The sequence below is a fragment of the Paenibacillus barcinonensis genome, assembly GCF_003217495.1.
In the GTDB taxonomy this organism is placed as follows: Bacteria; Bacillota; Bacilli; order Paenibacillales; family Paenibacillaceae; genus Paenibacillus; species Paenibacillus barcinonensis.
Genome location: NZ_QJSW01000006.1, coordinates 35323 through 54186 on the forward strand (window position 1 = coordinate 35323; position 18864 = coordinate 54186).

General features: G+C 42.0%; 21 protein-coding genes. 17 read left to right on the forward strand and 4 right to left on the reverse strand.

All coding sequences use genetic code 11. The features are described 5' to 3' along the window. Positions 1-241: 241 nt before the first annotated feature. The 9 genes from DFQ00_RS11285 (at position 242) to DFQ00_RS11330 (ending at position 8424) form a co-directional block, all read left to right on the forward strand. Positions 242-1237 carry a glycoside hydrolase family 43 protein gene (locus tag DFQ00_RS11285; protein WP_110896595.1) on the forward strand — a complete coding sequence of 332 codons (996 nt, stop codon included), beginning with the start codon at positions 242-244 and terminating at the stop codon, positions 1235-1237. A gap of 919 nt (positions 1238-2156) precedes the next feature. Further along, positions 2157-2669 carry an RNA polymerase sigma factor gene (locus DFQ00_RS11295; protein WP_110896596.1) on the forward strand — a complete coding sequence of 171 codons (513 nt, stop codon included), beginning with the start codon at positions 2157-2159 and terminating at the stop codon, positions 2667-2669. After that, the gene (gene rsiV, locus DFQ00_RS11300) at positions 2669-3553 is read left to right on the forward strand and encodes an anti-sigma-V factor RsiV (protein WP_110896597.1); all 885 of its coding nucleotides are present in this window, start codon (positions 2669-2671) and stop codon (positions 3551-3553) included. Before DFQ00_RS11295 ends, rsiV begins: the two co-directional genes overlap by 1 nt. Positions 3554-3661: 108 nt before the next feature. After that, the gene (locus tag DFQ00_RS11305; RefSeq protein ID WP_110896598.1) at positions 3662-4591 is read left to right on the forward strand and encodes a DUF3298 and DUF4163 domain-containing protein; all 930 of its coding nucleotides are present in this window, start codon (positions 3662-3664) and stop codon (positions 4589-4591) included. A 450-nt stretch (positions 4592-5041) separates the two neighbouring features. Continuing rightward, positions 5042-5956 (forward strand): polysaccharide deacetylase family protein, encoded by a 915-nt coding sequence (locus DFQ00_RS11310; RefSeq protein WP_244213797.1) that lies wholly within the window; start codon positions 5042-5044, stop codon positions 5954-5956. A 39-nt stretch (positions 5957-5995) separates the two neighbouring features. Next, positions 5996-6652 (forward strand): YkyA family protein, encoded by a 657-nt coding sequence (locus tag DFQ00_RS11315; RefSeq protein ID WP_167433675.1) that lies wholly within the window; start codon positions 5996-5998, stop codon positions 6650-6652. A 125-nt stretch (positions 6653-6777) separates the two neighbouring features. Next, on the forward strand, positions 6778-6963 hold the full coding sequence (locus tag DFQ00_RS30315; protein WP_110896600.1) for a barstar family protein: 186 nt from the start codon (positions 6778-6780) through the stop codon (positions 6961-6963). Positions 6964-7363: 400 nt separating this feature from the next. Further along, on the forward strand, positions 7364-7501 hold the full coding sequence (locus tag DFQ00_RS11325; protein ID WP_425271019.1) for a paeninodin family lasso peptide: 138 nt from the start codon (positions 7364-7366) through the stop codon (positions 7499-7501). Beyond that, complete coding sequence (locus DFQ00_RS11330) at positions 7501-8424, forward strand: class I SAM-dependent methyltransferase (protein WP_110896601.1); 924 nt, start codon at positions 7501-7503, stop codon at positions 8422-8424. The genes DFQ00_RS11325 and DFQ00_RS11330 overlap by 1 nt, the downstream gene beginning before the upstream one ends. 258 nt (positions 8425-8682) lie before the next feature. Here DFQ00_RS11330 and DFQ00_RS11335 read toward each other — a convergent pair whose 3' ends face one another. Next, on the reverse strand, positions 8683-9273 hold the full coding sequence (locus DFQ00_RS11335; protein WP_110896602.1) for a LysE family translocator: 591 nt from the start codon (positions 9271-9273) through the stop codon (positions 8683-8685). Between the two features lie 140 nt (positions 9274-9413). Here DFQ00_RS11335 and DFQ00_RS11340 point away from each other — a divergent pair, with 140 nt between their 5' ends. Beyond that, positions 9414-10298 (forward strand): LysR family transcriptional regulator, encoded by an 885-nt coding sequence (locus tag DFQ00_RS11340; protein WP_110896603.1) that lies wholly within the window; start codon positions 9414-9416, stop codon positions 10296-10298. 187 nt (positions 10299-10485) lie between these two features. Here the strand turns inward: DFQ00_RS11340 and DFQ00_RS11345 are convergent, their stop codons facing one another. Next, positions 10486-10971 carry an arsinothricin resistance N-acetyltransferase ArsN1 family A gene (locus DFQ00_RS11345; RefSeq protein WP_244213816.1) on the reverse strand — a complete coding sequence of 162 codons (486 nt, stop codon included), beginning with the start codon at positions 10969-10971 and terminating at the stop codon, positions 10486-10488. Positions 10972-11133: 162 nt separating this feature from the next. Here DFQ00_RS11345 and DFQ00_RS11350 point away from each other — a divergent pair, with 162 nt between their 5' ends. From DFQ00_RS11350 to DFQ00_RS11380, 7 genes are all read left to right on the forward strand, one after another. Then, positions 11134-11562 (forward strand): MarR family winged helix-turn-helix transcriptional regulator, encoded by a 429-nt coding sequence (locus DFQ00_RS11350; RefSeq protein ID WP_110896867.1) that lies wholly within the window; start codon positions 11134-11136, stop codon positions 11560-11562. 68 nt (positions 11563-11630) lie between these two features. Next, positions 11631-13043, forward strand: coding sequence for an NAD(P)-binding domain-containing protein (locus DFQ00_RS11355; protein WP_110896605.1), 1413 nt, complete (start codon positions 11631-11633; stop codon positions 13041-13043). 34 nt (positions 13044-13077) lie between these two features. Next, positions 13078-14148, forward strand: coding sequence for a flavin-containing monooxygenase (locus tag DFQ00_RS11360; RefSeq protein WP_110896606.1), 1071 nt, complete (start codon positions 13078-13080; stop codon positions 14146-14148). Positions 14149-14432: 284 nt separating this feature from the next. Beyond that, positions 14433-14762 carry an ArsR/SmtB family transcription factor gene (locus DFQ00_RS11365; protein ID WP_110896607.1) on the forward strand — a complete coding sequence of 110 codons (330 nt, stop codon included), beginning with the start codon at positions 14433-14435 and terminating at the stop codon, positions 14760-14762. Continuing rightward, positions 14759-16195 (forward strand): arsenic transporter, encoded by a 1437-nt coding sequence (locus DFQ00_RS11370; RefSeq protein ID WP_110896608.1) that lies wholly within the window; start codon positions 14759-14761, stop codon positions 16193-16195. The genes DFQ00_RS11365 and DFQ00_RS11370 overlap by 4 nt, the downstream gene beginning before the upstream one ends. Before the next feature lie 2 nt (positions 16196-16197). Next, positions 16198-16623, forward strand: coding sequence for an arsenate reductase (thioredoxin) (gene arsC / locus DFQ00_RS11375; RefSeq protein WP_174812091.1), 426 nt, complete (start codon positions 16198-16200; stop codon positions 16621-16623). Position 16624: 1 nt separating this feature from the next. Further along, the gene (locus tag DFQ00_RS11380) at positions 16625-17062 is read left to right on the forward strand and encodes a protein-tyrosine phosphatase family protein (protein WP_110896610.1); all 438 of its coding nucleotides are present in this window, start codon (positions 16625-16627) and stop codon (positions 17060-17062) included. 233 nt (positions 17063-17295) lie between these two features. On the opposite strand, the gene DFQ00_RS11385 is transcribed toward DFQ00_RS11380, so the two are convergent. Further along, positions 17296-17679: an RDD family protein gene (locus DFQ00_RS11385; RefSeq protein ID WP_244213798.1), complete on the reverse strand. Its 384-nt coding sequence runs from the start codon at positions 17677-17679 to the stop codon at positions 17296-17298. A 167-nt stretch (positions 17680-17846) separates the two neighbouring features. Further along, complete coding sequence (locus DFQ00_RS11390) at positions 17847-18809, reverse strand: ABC transporter substrate-binding protein (RefSeq protein WP_110896611.1); 963 nt, start codon at positions 18807-18809, stop codon at positions 17847-17849. Positions 18810-18864: the final 55 nt, after the last annotated feature.

The following is an 18864-nucleotide window of genomic DNA, read 5'->3' on the forward strand; positions in this document are numbered from 1 at the left end:
TCGAGCAATTGGTATATATTTCAAGTATAATTGGATAAGTGAGAATTGTACATTTTATCGGGGGAAGAACTTTATTATGTGTATAGGCAAGAACAAGGGGAGCTTGTACAATTACATTAGGATTGTAAACGCTTGCTTTAATCTCAGAGGGGGACTATGCATTTAATGGTTTACCGTTACAAAGCGCTACCCCTGCTTATGATGAAGGATTCTATTATTCCAATACCAAAGGAGATGCCTTATGAATCAACGACAACTACCTAAGCCCCACCAGCCGCTCGTAACCCACATCTTCACTGCGGACCCGTCCGCCCATGTCTACGAGGGCAAAATCTACATTTATCCTTCCCATGACCTCGATCATGACGAGCCGAGCAACGATAACGGCGACCAGTATAAAATGGAAGACTATCATGTCCTCTCGATGGACAGCTTCGATTCCCCGGTAGTCGATCACGGCGAAGCGTTGCATCTGAGAGATATCCCGTGGGCCTCCAAGCAGCTCTGGGCACCGGATGCCGCTTATAAGAACAATACCTATTACCTGTTCTTCCCGGCACGGGACCATGATGGCATCTTCCGTCTGGGTGTGGCAACATCAGAGTCTCCGGCAGGCCCGTTTACGCCACAGCCGAATTATATGGAAGGCAGCTTCAGTATTGATCCGGCCATACTGGTGGATGACGACAATCAGTCATACATCTATTTCGGCGGACTCTGGGGTGGCCAGCTTGAGAAATGGCAGACCGGCAGCTTCGTGCCAGATGCGGAAGGACCGGCTCCCGACCAGCCGGCGCTTGGACCGCAAGTTGCACTGCTTAGCGAAGACATGCTGTCCTTCCAGGGCAAGCCTGCCGAGATAGCGATTGTTGATGAAGATGGGAATCCGATTCTGGCCGGGGATGAGGAGCGGAGATATTTTGAAGGCCCATGGATGCATAAATATAACGGCTATTACTACCTGTCCTATTCTACAGGAACTACGCATAAGCTCGTATATGCGATCGGCAAGAACCCGATGGGACCATTCACGTTCAAGGGTGAGATTCTCTCTCCGGTTATCGGCTGGACAACCCACCACTCCATTGTGCAGGTTGAAGACAAGTGGTATCTGTTCTATCACGACAGCTCCCTGTCGGAAGGCGTCAACCACAAGCGCTGTGTTAAATATTCCGAGCTGAATTACAACGAAGACGGAACGATCCAGAAGATCAATCCTTATCCGAGTGCCGAGTAAGCTGGCGCGTTAGCGGAGACAGATAAGATTACAGCATAAGGCATAACATGAGGCAGCTCCTGACGGGGCTGCCTTTTTGGATAGGAGGATCAGTTGTGTCACTCAAACGTAACGGATCAACATAACGAATAACTGTGTTATAAATTAAGATTCGAATTCATTTATAAATTCAATATATGTAGTAAAACTTCATTACGTAGCATAATTTATGAGGAATCTCCAGGAAGAAAATTAATAAAAGGATTGTTTAGTGATGTCAACAAACAACAATCAAATAATTCTTAATATTCGTTTTACAATAAAGCCTGGTAAAAAAGAATCATTCCGCGAAAGCCTGTTTTCAATGATAAGCAACTTCAAAATGTTATTGTCTCCGATGATCTTGTCATCTATGAGATCTGGTGGGGTACAAAAAAAGCTGGATGCAACAAGAACTAAATAAACCTTATCGTACTCAGTATGAAGATTCTCTTACCAAACTTATTGATGATCGAAGATGGATGTCTTGTTGGATTTTACAGCTTTCTCATCGTACTAATGGGTAGGGGATTTCCAAATATGTGGTATTAACGAGACAGATAAGACCAAAGTGATCTAGGTTAGGAATAATGATGGATTGTACTTGGGTGATTTAAGTTCCAACGGGTTAGTATTTTTCGCTACAAAAGTTCGTTTGACTTTGGCGGGCATAATTCTGCTTTACATATCCGAAAATATGATAGTCAATAGACCCCGGTTAAACTGGGGTCTTTAATTTATTTCCTGCGCGGCTTGATTGACCCGCCAAATCGTAGCTAGATCACAACGGCTGAATTTTTTTATCGTAAATCAAACTTTTTGAACAACTCGCCCGTCTTGCTTCCGTAAGGCAATTGCAATTGATGGTTACCCGCGCGGGCCCAAAGGAGTGTCTCATTAAATGAAAGTCGGCCGGAAGCTGGAAAAGCTTCTCATCCAATGCATCACCGAAAACCAGGAAAGGGCGTATCGACTAGCTTACAGCTATGTCCGCAACAAAGAGGATGCTCTCGACATCGTACAGGATGCCATCCACAAAGCGTTCATGTCCATCGAAAACCTGAAGAATACGGGTTCATTAAAAAGCTGGTTTTTTCGTATCATCGTGACAACGTCACTGGATTTCATACGAAAACAGAAAAAAGTCCAGCTCATGGACGAAGAAAAACTGGAGGTTGTGCTTCCAAGCAGCCAAGACCATTATACTGATCTGGATCTGGCAAGATCACTGAATGAGCTGCCTGACAAATACCGGATATTGATTATTCTCCGCTTTTTTGAAGATATGAAGATCGAAGAAATAGCTGAAGTGCTTAACGAGAATCTCAATACCGTGAAAACAAGGCTCTATCAAGGACTGCAGAAGCTTCGAGTGAACATGAGCGAGGAAGATCAAGAGGAGGAGAAACGATAATGAATGACAAGCTGAATAGGATGAGGCGGGAGTATGAGTCCATTCCTATTCCCGATGAATTAAATGAGATGGTGAACAGAACGATCGCCTCCCGGCGAACAAAAATAAAGGCCATGCCCTGGCTCGTAAGCGCTGCGGCTGCTTGTATCCTACTGTCTGTCGGCGTAAATACCAGCCCTGCCTTCGCCAAGGCACTGTCTGAAGTGCCGGTGCTCGGGCAAATTGTCAAGGTAATCACCATCCGGGAATATACCGAACAGAACGAAAACACTGATGTTAATCTTAAAACGCCCGGCATTGCCGGCACTGGCAATCCTGAACTGGAACAGTCCCTAAATACCAAATATTTGGAGGAAAACAAGAAGCTGTACGAGGGCTTCAAGGATGAAGTAGCCCAACTGGAAAAAGGTGGGGAATGGCATCTCGGGCTGGAAAGCGGCTATGAAGTCGTCACCGATACGGATCGGCTGTTGACCCTTTCTCGTTATGTCGTCGAATCAGCCGGATCCTCTGCCGAATCCCGCAAATACGATACGATCGATAAAGTCAACCAAATCGTCATCACACTGCCGAGCCTCTTCAGCAATGAGCGCTATATCCAAGTGATCAGCGACAATATTAAAGAGCAAATGTGTCAGCAGATGAAGGACGACCCGAGCAAGGTTTACTGGGTTGAGCAGCCGGGGATCAAGCCGGAGATGCCGAAGGAGCAACTGTTCCGCAGCATCGCGAAGGACCAGAATTTCTACATTAATCAGGACGGCAAGCTGGTCATCAGCTTCAATGAATATGACGTAGCGCCTGGCTCCATGGGCGTTGTCGAGTTTACGATTCCGACGGAGGCGATCCAGGACTTGCTCGTCAGCAACGAGTATATCCAATAAGAGCCGTTTAGCTCCGTACAATCGCTCCTTGATACACTGTGCGGGGGCGCACTTGGTAGATCAACCACATACGACTAAATATTTATTAATCATTAGGAGGAAATTACAATGAAAACGATGCAATATACAACAAAATGGACCAAAACCTTGGCTATCGCCGGCATGGCAAGCATTCTGATGGTATCCGCTTCCGGGCTCTCTGCCGCACATGTCCATGCACAGGTCCAGTCAGCTTCCGGCAGCGGACAGATTATGGCTCCCGCTCTTGCCACTAAGATGGTTACAAGCAAGAAACTTCATTCATCTGAGAAATGGCTGAAGGCAGATATCACCATTCCCGTATTCCAAGGACTCGCAGATACCAAATATCAGGATCAGCTGAACGATATCATTGAATCCCATGCCTCCAAGGATCTTGCAAAATGGGAAAAGGCTGCCGCTGAAGCAGCCGCCTTGGCCAAAAAGAATGGCTACACCATGCATCCCTACCAGCTGTTGATCCAATATGAGCTGACATCAAACGGCTCGGATAACGGCCTGGTATCCCTTAAAATCACCACGGAGGGAACCGGCATGAACAATCCGGAGACACTTGTAGACACGTACAACTTCACAAATGAAGCCGAGGCGAAGCGCATCACGCTTGAAGACCTGTTCGGCAGTAAGTACACGTCTATTCTGGATAAGCATATTAAATCCGCAATCGCTGCAGACCAAGAGCTCTATTATAAAGGAGAGAACGGGTTTCAGGGCGTACATCCCGAGCAAAGCTTTTACGTGAAGGGTGGGCATGCATATATCGTGTTCCAAAAATACAGCATCGCTCCGGGATCAACCGGCACGCCGGAATTTGCCGTGAAGCTCCCGGACCAGAAAGACGTACACGGAGCAGTACAATCGATCATCCCTTCCAGCCAGCATTACATCGGCAAAAACGGCAAGTTAATGGTGCCTTTAGCCAGCGTACTGCGCCAGCTGAATTTGAAGGTCATCCAAGACAAGCAAGGTCAGATTACGATCTCCCACGCAGGAAATTAAAACGCGCTTTCCTCCTTTTCTGCACGCCCTCATATTCGATTAACACTAAAAGGCCGTTCGCAATCATTTGCGCTAGCGGTCTTTTTTCTTGTTGCGAGGCTTAATTGACCCGCTAAATCACAGATAAGACCACAGTGGAAGAAAATTCTTAATGCAAGATCAAACTTTTCAAACAACTCCCCCGTCTTGCTTACATGAGGGTATTGCAATTGATGGTTACCTGCGCGGACCCAAAGGAATGTCTGATTAGATGAGAGTCTGCTGCGAGAATCTCAGTACCGTGAAACCAAGGCTCTATAAGGACCACAGAAGCTTCGTGTGAACATGAGCGAGGAAGACCAAGAGAGGATAAACGATGAGATGGTGGACAGAACGATCGCCTCCCGGCAAACCTTTATTAATCTTATGTAGGAACAAGTATTAAGATTGATCGTTAGCATAAATAACAAGATGATAGGACGTGAACGGGTTTTGAAATTACATCATGAATCAACAAAAGTGTACGGAAGTGCAATTCGCGGTGGGATTCCCAAACGAAGAAAAAAAATTCGTTATGGAAAGTTCAGTTTGGTGCTTATGAGTTGGATTCTCCTTGTTTTGGGGATTACATACTCATTCAGCGGTATGGCACATTGGATAAAGACGATGGTTGCACCTCCACCCATTTCTGTTATTCAACAGCCTGCTCCATTAGGGCTCATTCAGGAATCGCCAAACGTAAAAGAACAACCAACGAGATTTTTAGGCCAAGTGAGGAAAGTCGCATATATTACCTTTGATGACGGCCCTAGCAAATACACGGGGCAGTTGCTGGACATTATGAACCAGTATGATGCTAAAGCTACTTTTTTTATGGTTGGAGAGAATCTGGATTACTACCCGGAAGCGGTGAAGCGTTTGGTGAACGAAGGCAATTATCCCGGGCTGCATAGTATGACACATAGTTATAAAAAGTTATATAAGAGCGGAAGCTCTGACAACTTTTTGAATGAGTTTAAAGAAGTACAGTATAAGGTCGAGGCAATGATTGGATATACGCCACATTTGATACGTGCGCCTTATGGAAGTAGCCCGCAGATTGGTGAGGCTTTTAGAGGGGATATCGCGGCAGCAGGGTTTAAAATGTGGGACTGGACTACGGACTCACTTGACTGGGACCTTCCCGGCCAGCCCAATAAAATTATATCCCGGATACAAAGAGGCGTACACCGAGATATAGAAGTTATTCTGATGCATGAACGGAAACAGACTGTAGAAGCTCTACCACAGATTTTAAAGCTGCTGAAAGCAAAAGGCTATGAGTTTGAGGTTTACAATCCGAATGAGCATGTGGTCGTTAATTTCAGCCACGATCCTCGCTTGTAATTCAACTTAGATAAACTAACAGTAAAAGAGGGAATACCCGTGAACATAATAGGTAAAAAACTGACACATGCTGTTCTCATTACTGTGTTTCTCCTCCTACTTAACGGATGTGGAGAGTCTCAGGAGCCCGCGGTCAATCAGATTAATCATCTAGCTCAAAATAGTCAGGAGATCGACAAAGCTCTGGCTTCCCTTTCCAATCACGAACAAGAAGATATGAAATTATACAATTCTATTCTTAGACAAGGGAAAGAGAAAAACAGTAATGTTACAGGGTACCTGGATCAAGTGGAAACTCATATTCAGGCGCGAAGAACTATTCTTGAACAGATAGAAATAGCTAGGCAGAAGACTGATGAGCAAACGAAATCACTTCAACAATCCCTGCTAAAACTTTCGTTCGAAAAAGAAGAAACACTTGCTCTCGCTGGAAAAGCTCTCGAACAATTTGAGTCAAGAAACCAGACACTTCAGATGTTTATTGAAGCTTATGAACTGGGGTTGGAAGCTGAAGAGCAAGTGTACGGTTCCATGAGAGGACGCACTAAAACGAATCTTAAAGAAATTAAACTTGCTATTCAAAAGCGAAATGTTCTATATGACAAATTGACTGAAATTCAAGAAAAGTTCAACTTACTAACCCAAACATTTAACAATACTCAAGAGCAGCTTATGAAGCTCAGCCATTTCTACTAGTTGCAAGGGTCCGTTATTATTGTTCATCCGAGAGTAACAGGTTAACATCTTTCAATTGGAAAAATTATAACAAGTTATGATGAATTTTTGAGGATCGTGCAACGTTCAAAGGGAGCTAATTTTTTATGTATCACATAACTATAGACGGAAAAAAATTTTGTAATATAAAAGAGCTGCATCGTTTTCTTCAAGAGATTCTGGAATTAGACGCAATCTATTTTGAGAACCTAGAAGCATTGTGGGACGGACTGACCAGCCATGTTTCTATGCTCCTTACACTGCAATGGCTTGATTTTCAAATGAGCAGCTGAGGTAGTTACAAACTGCTCATTTTTTTATGAATGTAGGTTAGATCAGAGCAGGTTGTACAATTCTATCTAAAAAATAGTTCTGTACCCATCCCCCTGATATTTATAACTATAAACATATAAATAAGTCATGCCTTCAACATTTGCTGAGTCCGATTACCAATTAGATATGTGTCTAAATAAAAGCACTATATAGAGGCGAGTGGGCTTTAACTTGGGTCCGTAGCGCTAAAGGGAAATACTTAATCTAGGGAAAGGTATGAAATATTTGTTTACTCAGATACGTATTGTGTCTTATGATTCTCGTAAAGATACATATCGTATCTTATAAATTTTATCGCGCAAGTAATGTAAGGCTGCTCGCATCTTGGTTCCAGTTTTTGTAGAAAGGAGGGGACGACCGATGGAAATGAAAAAAACGCCTTGGCTGGCACCAGAATTAGAGGTGCTGGATGTGCAGCAAACGATGGCTGGCTATGGATTCAGGCAAATTGATTGGATTGAAGAACATGATGCAGACCTATATGATCCAGCGTTCTGATGATCATACTTCAAATTGAAAATCGTATTCTAGCTCAAAAGGTCGCCTGTGGGCTGCTTTTTCGATGTGAGAGGGGAGTGATCATTTTCAATACTTCTAAACAAATGATGCCTCATAAATTCAATGATCGCTTTGGTAAACTTGGAATTTATAGCGTCCAAGGAGTCTTTATTATTCTGTTCTTGTTACTAACCCCTATCTACTATTTGAACAAATGGGACTTTAAACGTCACAAAAAGCGGAAGCCTTTTTACACCAGTAAATTGGTTCGATTGCAAGAGCGTTATCCGATCTTCTACGAATTGGCCATGTACGTTCAAAACTTCCCTATTCCTCATAATGTCTACAAAGTTTTACCCCCTTTAAGGGGCGATGTTCTTCAGGTGGGCTGTGGTACAGGTTTACTGAACAAGTATCTTCGCAAGCAGAAGGATATTCGTTTTCTCAATATGGATCCGAATTTAAATGCTCTGAAACTTGGAAAGAAGTGGGGAAGGTATGATTCTTATATCCATGCCTTCATTGATAAGCCGACTTCTTTACCTGATCATTGCTGTGATATGATTTTGTTTGCACGAAGCTTTCATCACATTCGTCATCACAAAAAAGCCTTCATTGAGAGCAGCAGATTGTTACGTGATGGTGGATCTATCATTATTGCGGACCCGGTTATTCTCAAGTCTCTTTCAGGTTCTGTATCGGACGGTGGTTATATGGCGAACTCTTCGATTGATGGTGTAATTTGGAGATTTACCAAAGAAACATTAATTACTCACATCGAGCGCTGTCTTCCTCCTGAACTAAAGATTGAATCAGTAACCGAAACGAGACAAGTGCATGTAACGAATTATAATTTATTTGTACCTCAGACAGATATCGTAGTGGTACTGCGAAAAAGGGTGGCTGTATACAATGACAACTAAATTTATATATGGTGTTTGAAATCTGCAGCAGTATTTAATGTTTATCCGTTGCTCAGTCAGAAACATGTCATGCGGATAATATAGCTAAAGGCACTTCTCCACAGAGGTGCTTTTTTTGTTTATGATAACGTTCAGCCACTAAAATTTAGGGCTTGATTTATGCAATGTTAAGTTTTTTTACTCACATCGCCACTGTAGTAACAACAGTGCATGGCGGGATAGTGATTGGAGTAAGAAAGCAATCGGATCTGCTTCATTCTAATAGTTCGAAAATAAAAGAAAAATTGCTACAATAATCAATGATCCGCCCATCACCAAATTAAAAACCTTAATGCCATTCTTCACTTTCATAAGAAATTGTAATTTCGATCCTAAAAGGGCCCAGGAGGCAAGTGAAAGATAACAAATGAGAAAATAAATACACACAAACACAAGAAGCATCGAATAGGAAGTATTCAAACCAAAGGCAGAAACACCGGAAAGACATGCAATCCAAGCTTTGGGATTAAGCCACTGCATAAGAAAACCGTGACGAAAACGTGGAAGTTGTTCCTCTTTTAACTCGATTTCTGTATGTGAAACCATAATTTTGTAGCCAATATAACTCATGTATCCTGTCCCTATATATCTTAGCAATTCATAGAATATAGGGACTTGCGCCACGAGATTGGATACCCCTAAGCCAACAGCAGTTAACAAGAATGTAAACCCGACTGTTGAGCCGGATACGAAAGGTAATGAGTGCTTAAAACCATAATTGACTCCAGAAGAAAGAATTGTTATGTTCACAGGGCCTGGAGAGATTGACATGGATAATGAAAAAAAGCACATTGCAATGAAAAGAGACATGATTACTTACTCCTTATTTATAGTTTGTCTGGAATTACTATAGCTCATCATGATTAAAACCGTCTAATTTCAAGTTCTGATCGGACCCATCGGGAAAACGGAATGATTCATGCAAATACATTTGAGGAGGTCTAGGATAGTTGGAGCTGTATCAATTGAAAACCTTTATAGAAATTGCCCGTACTGGAAATTTGACCGAAGCGGCAGCGCATCTTAACACAAGTCAGCCGTCTGCAAGTGCACATATCAAAGCCTTGGAGAAAGAAGTTGATTTTCCTCTCTTTTATCGAACTTCCAAAGGAATGACTATTACAGAAAAAGGTTCAAAGATATTGTTGGAAGCACAGAAAATACTCACCTCCATAGATGATTTCTATCTTAAAGCGAGTGATTTAAAGGCAGAATCAGACACCATTCGGATCGGGTTAAATACAAACGGGCAGCTTCTTCGAATAGAGAAATTGGTCAGGTTTATTTCGGAATGCCTGCCGCAGGTAGAATTGCATTTTATCGATATTAAAAGTGAGGATTTCATCAAGGATTTGATCAGCGAGAAAATAAGCGGAGGTTTTTATTATGGGAATGTTGCACATCCGTCCGTATACTCCATCAAACTCCATTCCTTCAAGATGGTTGTGGTCTATCCCAACAGTTGGGGTGTACCACCGAAGAAGAGGCTGTCCCTGGAATATTTTGCAGAAAAGCCGTGGATTTGGACAACACAAGGTTGCCCCTTCTATAAACAATCCATCGATTACTTCCTGAAACAGAATATGGTTCCGCAAAAAATCATGTATGTCGATGACGAATCTCTGATAGGGAAATTGGTTCAAGGAGAAATTGGTTGTTCATTGCTGGCGGAGCCAATAGCTATGCGGTTTGCTAATGAAAACATGTTGCAGATCTGGGAGGGTATCGATCTCAATATTGATCTACATTTCGGTTATCTAAAGGATAAAAAGAGCGATGCCATGTTCCTTGAAATAGGCTCAATAGTGGATAGGATATGGAACGCGGATAGCTAAAAAAATATGTCGAGGGACAAGAACATTGTCCCCATTGAAAGTCGCTATTTAAGCGGCTTTTTTGTTTTATCGGTACAATTTCGTGTCCTTGGCTTGGGACAAGAACTTATATTTGTAAACCATATAAAATGTAAAGTTAACTTGACATAATAAGTAGCACATAAGCTTAAATTTAAAATTACAATACTTATAATAATTTTTCCATAGCCATCACATCTACAAATTCCCCTTCTAGAATGCCTTGATTCTGGAATACACCTACTTCTCGGTATCCAGCATTATGATATAGGCTCTGACCAAGCGTATTAAATGGAAAGGTGAAAAGCACAAACTTATAAAAGTTATTCTGCATACCGATTTGCTCTAATTTCTGAAGCAACTGTTTTCCGACCCCTTTGCCACGATGATCACGATGAATATAAATGGAGAGGTCGCCGACACCGTCGTACGCGCTTCTTGAGCTATACGAATTGATAGAGGCCCATCCGACCACTTGATCATTCTGTTCGGCTACAAGTACCGAGTAACGCCCCTGGTGCTTATTAAACCATTCAGACATGTAAGCCTCATCTTTTATAACTGTTTCTAGCGTGGCAATCCGATCTTCAATACCTTGGTTATAGATAATTAGAATGCTTCCTAGATCCACTTCGGTAGCATGCCGCAGAATTATCATGTTGATCACTCCTACGTTTTGGATTGTATATGTTTATATATCATAATGTTATTAAAAATGGGAAGGGGGACAGAAAACAAAAAAAGAATTTGCATTTTGCAAATAATGAGGGTATAAATATAACAAGAGGTGAGGTCATTGGAAAACAACGTAAGAGAGATGTTTCAGATCATGACACGGCGTTTTGGATTATTGGATAAAAATTGTTGCACCGCTGGAGGCCTGGATATTTCGCTTGTTCAAAGTCATATCATTTATGAAATTGATCGTAAGCATAATCCATCCATTCAGCAAGTGGCAGATGCACTCTCCATTGACATCACGACGTTTAGCCGCCAAATTCAAAGTCTTGTAAAGTTGGGTTTGGTTCAAAAAACACCTTTACCTGAAGATCGGCGGATTTACATATTATCCTTGACTACACAAGGTAAGTTTGTTGCTACGGTCATTGATGAGCAGATGAATGATTATTTAAAAGAAGTCTTTTCGCATATGTCTGAGTTTGAACGGGATATGGTCATCAACGCCGTCAAACTGCTAAACGAAAGTATGGCGAAATCCAGCGTATGCTGTACACCACTGGGATAATAAATAATTATCCCAATTATTTATTATAATACTTGCAAAATGCAAATAATTATGAGGAGGAAATTAAGATGATTAAACATATTCCTGTGAACCAAGTGAGCTGCTGTGAAGCACCATTACAAGAGAAGGGCAAATTACCTGTCGCGATCATTGGAGCTGGACCGGTTGGTCTTGCAGCAGCAGCACAACTCATTTCAAAAGGTGAGTCGTTTATGTTGTTTGAAGCTGGAGATGAAGTGGGGGCAAACATTCGAAAATGGGAACATGTACGACTGTTCTCGCCATGGCAGTATAACATCGATAAAGCTGCTAAAGAGTTGCTGCTAAAGACGAATTGGGTTGTTCCACAAACCGAAACGATCCCGACGGGTAAGGAGATTGTTGAGCATTATCTAAAACCTTTGGCTGGGCTGCCTGAATTAGATCCAAATGTACATTTAAATAGTAAAGTTGTTGCGATCAGTCGCAAAGGGTTAAGCAAAGTGAAAACAAGTGGGCGTGAGAAACTGCCGTTTGTGATCCATGTTGAACAAAACGGATCTTCGTTTATTTATGAAGCGCAGGCTGTTATCGATGCCTCGGGGACATGGTCCAATCCCAACCCGCTTCGATCAGACGGTATATTTTCAGAAGAGGAAAAAGCGCTTAATAGCCACATTTCATACGGTATTCCAGCGGTATTAGGAAAAGAGAGAAATCGATATAGCGGCAAGAAGGTGCTTGTTGTGGGAAGCGGACATTCTGCAATCAACACGTTACTCGAACTTGTAGAGCTTCAAAAAGAAGAATCAGGAACTGAGATTGTGTGGGCTGTTCGCAAAGCAAATATCGAGGATGTTTATGGCGGACGAGAACTAGATGGGCTTCAGGCAAGGGGGGAACTGGGTACTCGAATTCAAAAAGTGGTTGAATCCGGTGCCGTAAAGGTCCTAACGGAATTCCATATTGAAAAACTTCAAAAACAAGGTAAACAGATCCAGGTTTATGGAACCATTAAAGATGAACAAGTGGTTATTGATCACATCGATGAAATTGTAGGTAACATAGGTTCTCGTCCTGACTTATCGATGGTGCGAGAAGTACGGGTATTAACGGACCCAAGCTTAGAATGTGTTTATGAGCTTGCGCCATTAATTGATCCCAACATCCACAGCTGCGGAACAGTTCGACCACATGGCGAAAAAGAGCTCCGTCAACCAGAAAAGGACTTTTATATCGTAGGTGCCAAAAGTTATGGAAGAGCGCCAACTTTCTTAATGGCAACGGGATATGAGCAAGTCAGATCCATTGTAGCTGCATTAGTGGGAGATATGGAGTCAGCACAAAAAGTAGTACTGGAACTGCCGGAGACGGGGGTTTGTAGTTTAGGTGCTAGTAGCGCAGACAACTGCTGTGAACCTGCTCAGGAGAAGGAAGCATCTTCGGATTGCTGCTCACCTTCAAAAACGGAAAAAGCAGGATCAAATTCCTGCTGCGGATAAATCAAGAATTCAGAGCTATTGGATCCGAATCGTGATGCAGCAGCTTTTTATAGAAGGAGGGAGAAAATTGAAAAATATGATTTATGATTGCATCGTTATTGGTGGTGGTCAATCCGGTTTGGCAGCAGCCTATTACTTACAGGAAGCTAAACGGAACTTTATCATCCTTGAAAAAAGTGAAGAGCATTTAGGGTCATGGGCAAATTACTATGATAGCTTAACGTTGTTCTCGCCTGCACCGTATTCTTCATTGCCAGGACTCCCATTTCCAGGCGGTGCCAATGTTTATCCGCGTAGAGATGAGGTTGTTCAATACTTAAAGTCTTATGCGGCTACATACAATTTTCCAATACAATCAGGGCGAGAAGTAATCAGAGTGGATAAGGAAAGTAATATCTATACAGTCCATACCTCAAGCTTAGAACAGTTTCGTACAGGGTCCATCATTTGTGCAAGCGGGGCATTCGTAAATCCTCATATTCCAGACATTCCTGGCATGCATGAATTTAAGGGGGAAATGCTTCATGCGAAGGACTACCGAAATGAGAAAGAGTTTAAAAACAAACGGATCATTGTTGTGGGAGGAGGCAATTCGGCAGTACAAATAGCGGTTGAACTGGCTAGGACGGCGCATGTAACGATTGCATCCAGAAGCCCGATCAAATTTAAACCGCAGGTCATTGCAGGGAAAGATATTCACTTTTGGCTAACTATTCTTAGGCTTGATCAAACCAATTGGGGAAAACGATTATTGCAAAAAAGCAGTGACGGTGTCCTTGATACCGGTATATATAAAAGTGTTATTGATCAAGGTAAACCCGATGCCAAACTGATGTTTAAAGCGTTTACGGGAAATGGGATAGTGTGGGCAGATGAGACTCGTGAACATGTGGATACCGTTATTTTTGCCACAGGGTATATTCCGAATTTCGAATATCTTAGTGGATTAAACGTTCTGGATTCGTCAGGTGTACCTTTAAAACAAAGCGATGAAAATATTCATTTTGTAGGTATACCGTGGCAGACCTCATTTGCTTCGGCGACGATTCGAGGATCAGGGAAAGATGCGAAAAAAGCTGTACAATCGCTTGTGAAAAGATTGTGAGCTATCGAATATCAGGATTATCTTATAATTGGTGATTAAAACTATTCTTGAGGTAGATCAAGGTGGAGTCATTGAGTATCAAACGAAAGATATAGTTAAAATGAAAGACGGTCATTATTTTATGAAGTCAACATGTGAATTTTTAGTTCGAGAGTAAAGTCGGTATCTTTATTACCGACTTTTTTGGTACACTAAACCTTATATTCGCCATTGATTATATAAGTGATTTATTATATGATTATATCAAAATGAAGCCGACAAGACTAATCACAGGGGGTGTACAAATGGAACAAAGAATACAGGAGATGGCTGAGGCGTATAAGTTATTAGCTGATAACACACGTTTGACAATCGTTGCATTACTTAAAGAACAGGAACTTTGTGTATGTGATATCACTGACATTATTGGCATGTCTCAACCAAACGCAAGTCAACATCTTCGAAAACTAAAGGCAGCCGGTCTACTTAATGAAAAGAAAAAAGGGCAGTGGGTGTATTACTCTCTTAATCCAGATGCAGAAGCATATGTTCAGTGTGTGTATCCGTATCTGCCATCCATGAAAGATAAAATAGCAGGATTGAAAAACTGCTGCGGTCCTCAGGAGGAAGCATGACCATTATCGCGATATTAATCTTTTTGCTAACACTGACTTTTGTGATTTGGCAACCTAAGGGACTTAATATTGGATGGTCCGCGTCAGCTGGAGCTGTCCTTGCTCTTCTTTTTGGAGTCGTCAGTCTATCCGATGTAGGCACGGTCACAGGAATCGTATGGAACGCTACGCTTGCTTTCGTAGCCATTATTTTAATTTCGCTGATTTTAGATGAAATCGGATTTTTTGAATGGGCTGCATTACACATGGCAAGGCTCGCAAGAGGTAATGGCAAGTTGATGTTCGTTTATGTTGTGCTGCTTGGGGCAGGGGTGGCAGCGTTCTTTGCAAATGACGGTGCCGCCCTGATCCTAACGCCCATTGTGCTTGCTATGGTCCGAGCGCTCAAATTTGATCCAAAGATGATTTTACCTTTTATCATCGCAAGTGGCTTTATTGCAGATACAACTTCACTTCCGCTTGTCGTGAGTAACCTCGTCAATATCGTTTCTGCGGATTACTTTGGTATTGGCTTTGTGGAGTATGCAAGTCGTATGATTGTTCCGAATTTCTTTTCAATATTGGCAAGTCTTCTGGTCTTATTTTTGTTCTTTAGAAAGAGTATTCCAGGGAACTATGAAGTCAGTCAGCTCAAAAAGCCAGCCGAAGCGATCAAGGATAAGAAACTGTTCAACATATCTTGGGTGATCTTAGCCGTGCTACTGGTGGCGTACTTGATGAGCGAGTTCGTTCAAGTTCCAGTGTCTGTTATCGCTGGGGTTATAGCCACATTGTTTATTTTAACTGCAAGGCGGAGTCATACTATTCAAACCTGGAAGCTCATTAAAGGGGCTCCATGGGCAGTCGTGATTTTCTCTATCGGTATGTACGTCGTCGTTTATGGACTACGGAATGTGGGATTGACAGATGAACTTGGTAAGGTCATTCAAGCTATTGCTGACCAGGGGCTCTACATCTCCACACTTGGTATGGGCTTTCTAGCTGCGGTATTGTCTTCGGTTATGAACAATATGCCGACAGTGATGATTGATGCGCTTGCTATTGATGGAACGAGTACGCAAGGTGTCATCCGAGAATCGCTGATTTATGCCAATATTATCGGCAGTGACTTGGGTCCAAAAATTACACCGATTGGATCGCTCGCCACACTTTTGTGGCTACATGTACTGTCCCGCAAAGATGTAAAAATCACGTGGGGAAGTTATTTCAAAATTGGAATTGTACTCACCATCCCAACGCTCTTTATCACGTTAACAGGACTGTATTTGTGGTTACACTTGATTCATTCAACAAACATAAATGTTTGGTTAATGATTGGCGTAATCACAGTAGCATTGGTTGTTATTGCTATGGTCATAAAAACGTTGATTAACTCAAAAATGAGTGAAGCGAAAGTACAAGTAAGCCAAGCCAAAGATAAAGGAGATCAATAATCATGAACAACAAACCACTTGTTTACTTTTTGTGTACAGGAAACTCTTGCAGAAGCCAAATCGCCGATGGATTTTTAAAGGCACTGGGTAGTGATAAATATGAGGTGAGAAGTGCAGGATTAGAGGCACATGGCTTAAATCCTCGTGCTGTTCAAACGATGAAAGAAGCTGGAATCGATATTTCGAATCATACATCGGATGTGATTGATCCTGAGATTTTAAAACAAGCAGACTACATCATCACGCTTTGTGGTCATGCCAACGATAATTGTCCCGTTGTACGTAATGACAAAGCTGAAAGATGGCACTGGGGCTTCGATGATCCAGCCAAGGCGACAGGTACAGAGGAAGAAATCACAGCTACATTCGCTAAGGTTCGTGATTCAATTAAAGCTCGTATCGAGCAATTCTTGAAAGAAGGTAAGTAAAATGGATCACGCCGAAAAGAAATACCATGCACTTATCGCTGAACGAGTTTTTATGGGCGGATCTGCCGATGTAGAGGCAATGGTTCTTAACGAAGGCGTAGAAGTCGTGGTGGATCTTCGAGAAGAAGCAACAGAGTGCGCGTATCCAACAGATCATGTGAAGTGGGTGAAGATTCCACTTGATGACGATACGAAAGAACATGAAGCCGAGCTTTTTAAACAAGCCATTCATGAGGTTGTTGGAGCATATAATGCCAACAAGAAGGTTGCCTTTCATTGTGGTGGAGGCAAGGGTAGAACGGGAACTGTTGCAGCTGGCACTCTGTTAGAGCTAGGGTTAGCCAATACAATAGAGGATGCTGAACTGAAGGCAAAAGGCATTAGAAATATTATCAATATTAAGCCTGTGCAAAAGGAATTATTATATAAATTATTCTGAAACAAGGCTTTTAATCGTTAAGCTAACGGGAATAAAATTAGAAAAGCAGCTGATCAATGTGATTGGCTGCTTTTTAAGGTAGACTCTAACTTTATGTCAATGTACAATAACGTCGTAGACTCGGAGAGAAATTCAAAGAATCTTAATACGCATACATATGTACAAAATACGAGTTTTGTGAAATAGTATGTAAGTTAAAAAAGGCCGTACTGCAAATGAATCCTTTTCCGGCCTTACTTACTACTGACAATAACGCCAATACCCAAAGTTAATGCGTACACAATTCCTGCAACCAAAACTCGCATTAACATTGTCGTTATTTTTGGTGGTTCATGTGTATCGTACGTTTGAATTCGAATTCCGCATATGCGTTTACCAATTGTTCGACCATACCAATACACTGGTAAAATAATTGAATATAGCGTGCTCAATATTCTGGCATTTAGGTCATCTGCGTCATAATGTCCTGTGAACATAAACACGATTATGGCCACCGGAATTGAAATAATTAAATTATCCAAAATACTTGCTCCTAATCTAATCCAAAAACCTGCTTTGTACAAAATGATCTCCTCCAAACGATTTTGACTTACCTGATACAACATTTTATTATACATGAAATTTATTCCAAACATAAGAATATTAATCCTTTTTTTATAAACTTCCCTTTTTGCTTTGCATATTTGTGATTTTCGGAACAAACCTTTGGCAAAAAGTCATAACAAAAAGGCTGCTCAACCTTTGTTAAGCAACCTTTTGTTTAATATTTTATTGCCCCTGCCTGCTATTTACCTTTCAATATCATCGTACCCAGGCGATCCATTAACTCCATCCTGCCCATAGCCGAATACGAGTAGTTGTAATTATCCACATTGGAGATGGTATACACCTTTTCATTCTTTACTGCGCTCATATTGTTCCACACACGGCTATCGGCCATCTTGTTCTCGCTATTTTCCATCAGCAGCAGTCGATCGGGATTAATGGATACGAGAGCTTCCAAAGCAATTTGCTTCCCTCCCCAACCTTCTGGATCAGGAATCCCCTTGGTACGTTGAAGCCCCCATTCACCATATAACATCTCGGCCGCACCTTTATTTGAATAAATGACCAGGTTATTGGGATACGTTTCTATGACGGCAAACGATTCACCGTTTACAGCAGCCTGTAGCTTTTGTTTCCAATCCGCCGATTTGGCATCATATTTAGCGAGATAATCATCTTTCTTACTCTCTTCTCCAAATGTGCTCGCCAGGTACGTGAGTCTTTCTCTCCATTCATAATAGGAAAATGGCAAAGCTACCGTAGGCGCGATTTGAGATAACGCCTCGTACTGGTCTGTATTGAAATCCTTCCCCAGAATAATGACATCTGGATTCTCGGCTGCAATTGCTTCAATACTAAGCGGGAAACCATACCAGCCTAGAATTGAAACTTCTCCATCGAGCCGTTCTTTCAGCGTTGGTGTTATTTCCTGAGGATTGCCATAATCAGCGTTCATCGTTGCAACCGGCCTCTTGCCAAGAATCAGCAATTCTTCTGTCGAACCAGACAAGTCTACAATTCGCTTCGGTTGTGCAGGAATCGTTATTTTGTCTCCATTCGGGTTCGTGATTATTTTCGTGGTTGGTGCCGCCACTTCGTTCGAAGCCACTTTGTTATCGGCTACCTTTGTATCGGGCGCTCCACAGGCTGTGAGAATGAGTACACAGCATAATGTAATCCATCTAGCTATTGTTTTAAACATACGTTCTCTTCTCCTTATATGTCCTGTTAGTGTTTTATTTAGGTTAGCTGCTCAT

Excerpts from the sequence above, each read along its gene's own strand:
- DFQ00_RS11380 (WP_110896610.1), top strand. The coding sequence starts at position 16,625 with ATGGATCACGCCGAAAAGAAATACCATGCACTTATCGCTGAACGAGTT.
- DFQ00_RS11390 (WP_110896611.1), bottom strand. The coding sequence starts at position 18,809 with ATGTTTAAAACAATAGCTAGATGGATTACATTATGCTGTGTACTCATT.
- DFQ00_RS11285 (WP_110896595.1), top strand. The coding sequence starts at position 242 with ATGAATCAACGACAACTACCTAAGCCCCACCAGCCGCTCGTAACCCAC.
- DFQ00_RS11325 (WP_425271019.1), top strand. The coding sequence starts at position 7,364 with ATGGAAATGAAAAAAACGCCTTGGCTGGCACCAGAATTAGAGGTGCTG.
- DFQ00_RS11295 (WP_110896596.1), top strand. The coding sequence starts at position 2,157 with ATGAAAGTCGGCCGGAAGCTGGAAAAGCTTCTCATCCAATGCATCACC.
- DFQ00_RS11385 (WP_244213798.1), bottom strand. The coding sequence starts at position 17,679 with ATGTATAATAAAATGTTGTATCAGGTAAGTCAAAATCGTTTGGAGGAG.
- DFQ00_RS30315 (WP_110896600.1), top strand. The coding sequence starts at position 6,778 with ATGTATCACATAACTATAGACGGAAAAAAATTTTGTAATATAAAAGAG.
- DFQ00_RS11370 (WP_110896608.1), top strand. The coding sequence starts at position 14,759 with ATGACCATTATCGCGATATTAATCTTTTTGCTAACACTGACTTTTGTG.
- DFQ00_RS11335 (WP_110896602.1), bottom strand. The coding sequence starts at position 9,273 with ATGTCTCTTTTCATTGCAATGTGCTTTTTTTCATTATCCATGTCAATC.
- DFQ00_RS11350 (WP_110896867.1), top strand. The coding sequence starts at position 11,134 with ATGTTTCAGATCATGACACGGCGTTTTGGATTATTGGATAAAAATTGT.
- DFQ00_RS11360 (WP_110896606.1), top strand. The coding sequence starts at position 13,078 with ATGCAGCAGCTTTTTATAGAAGGAGGGAGAAAATTGAAAAATATGATT.
- DFQ00_RS11310 (WP_244213797.1), top strand. The coding sequence starts at position 5,042 with ATGATAGGACGTGAACGGGTTTTGAAATTACATCATGAATCAACAAAA.
- DFQ00_RS11355 (WP_110896605.1), top strand. The coding sequence starts at position 11,631 with ATGATTAAACATATTCCTGTGAACCAAGTGAGCTGCTGTGAAGCACCA.
- arsC (WP_174812091.1), top strand. The coding sequence starts at position 16,198 with ATGAACAACAAACCACTTGTTTACTTTTTGTGTACAGGAAACTCTTGC.
- rsiV (WP_110896597.1), top strand. The coding sequence starts at position 2,669 with ATGAATGACAAGCTGAATAGGATGAGGCGGGAGTATGAGTCCATTCCT.
- DFQ00_RS11330 (WP_110896601.1), top strand. The coding sequence starts at position 7,501 with ATGATCATACTTCAAATTGAAAATCGTATTCTAGCTCAAAAGGTCGCC.
- DFQ00_RS11365 (WP_110896607.1), top strand. The coding sequence starts at position 14,433 with ATGGAACAAAGAATACAGGAGATGGCTGAGGCGTATAAGTTATTAGCT.
- DFQ00_RS11305 (WP_110896598.1), top strand. The coding sequence starts at position 3,662 with ATGAAAACGATGCAATATACAACAAAATGGACCAAAACCTTGGCTATC.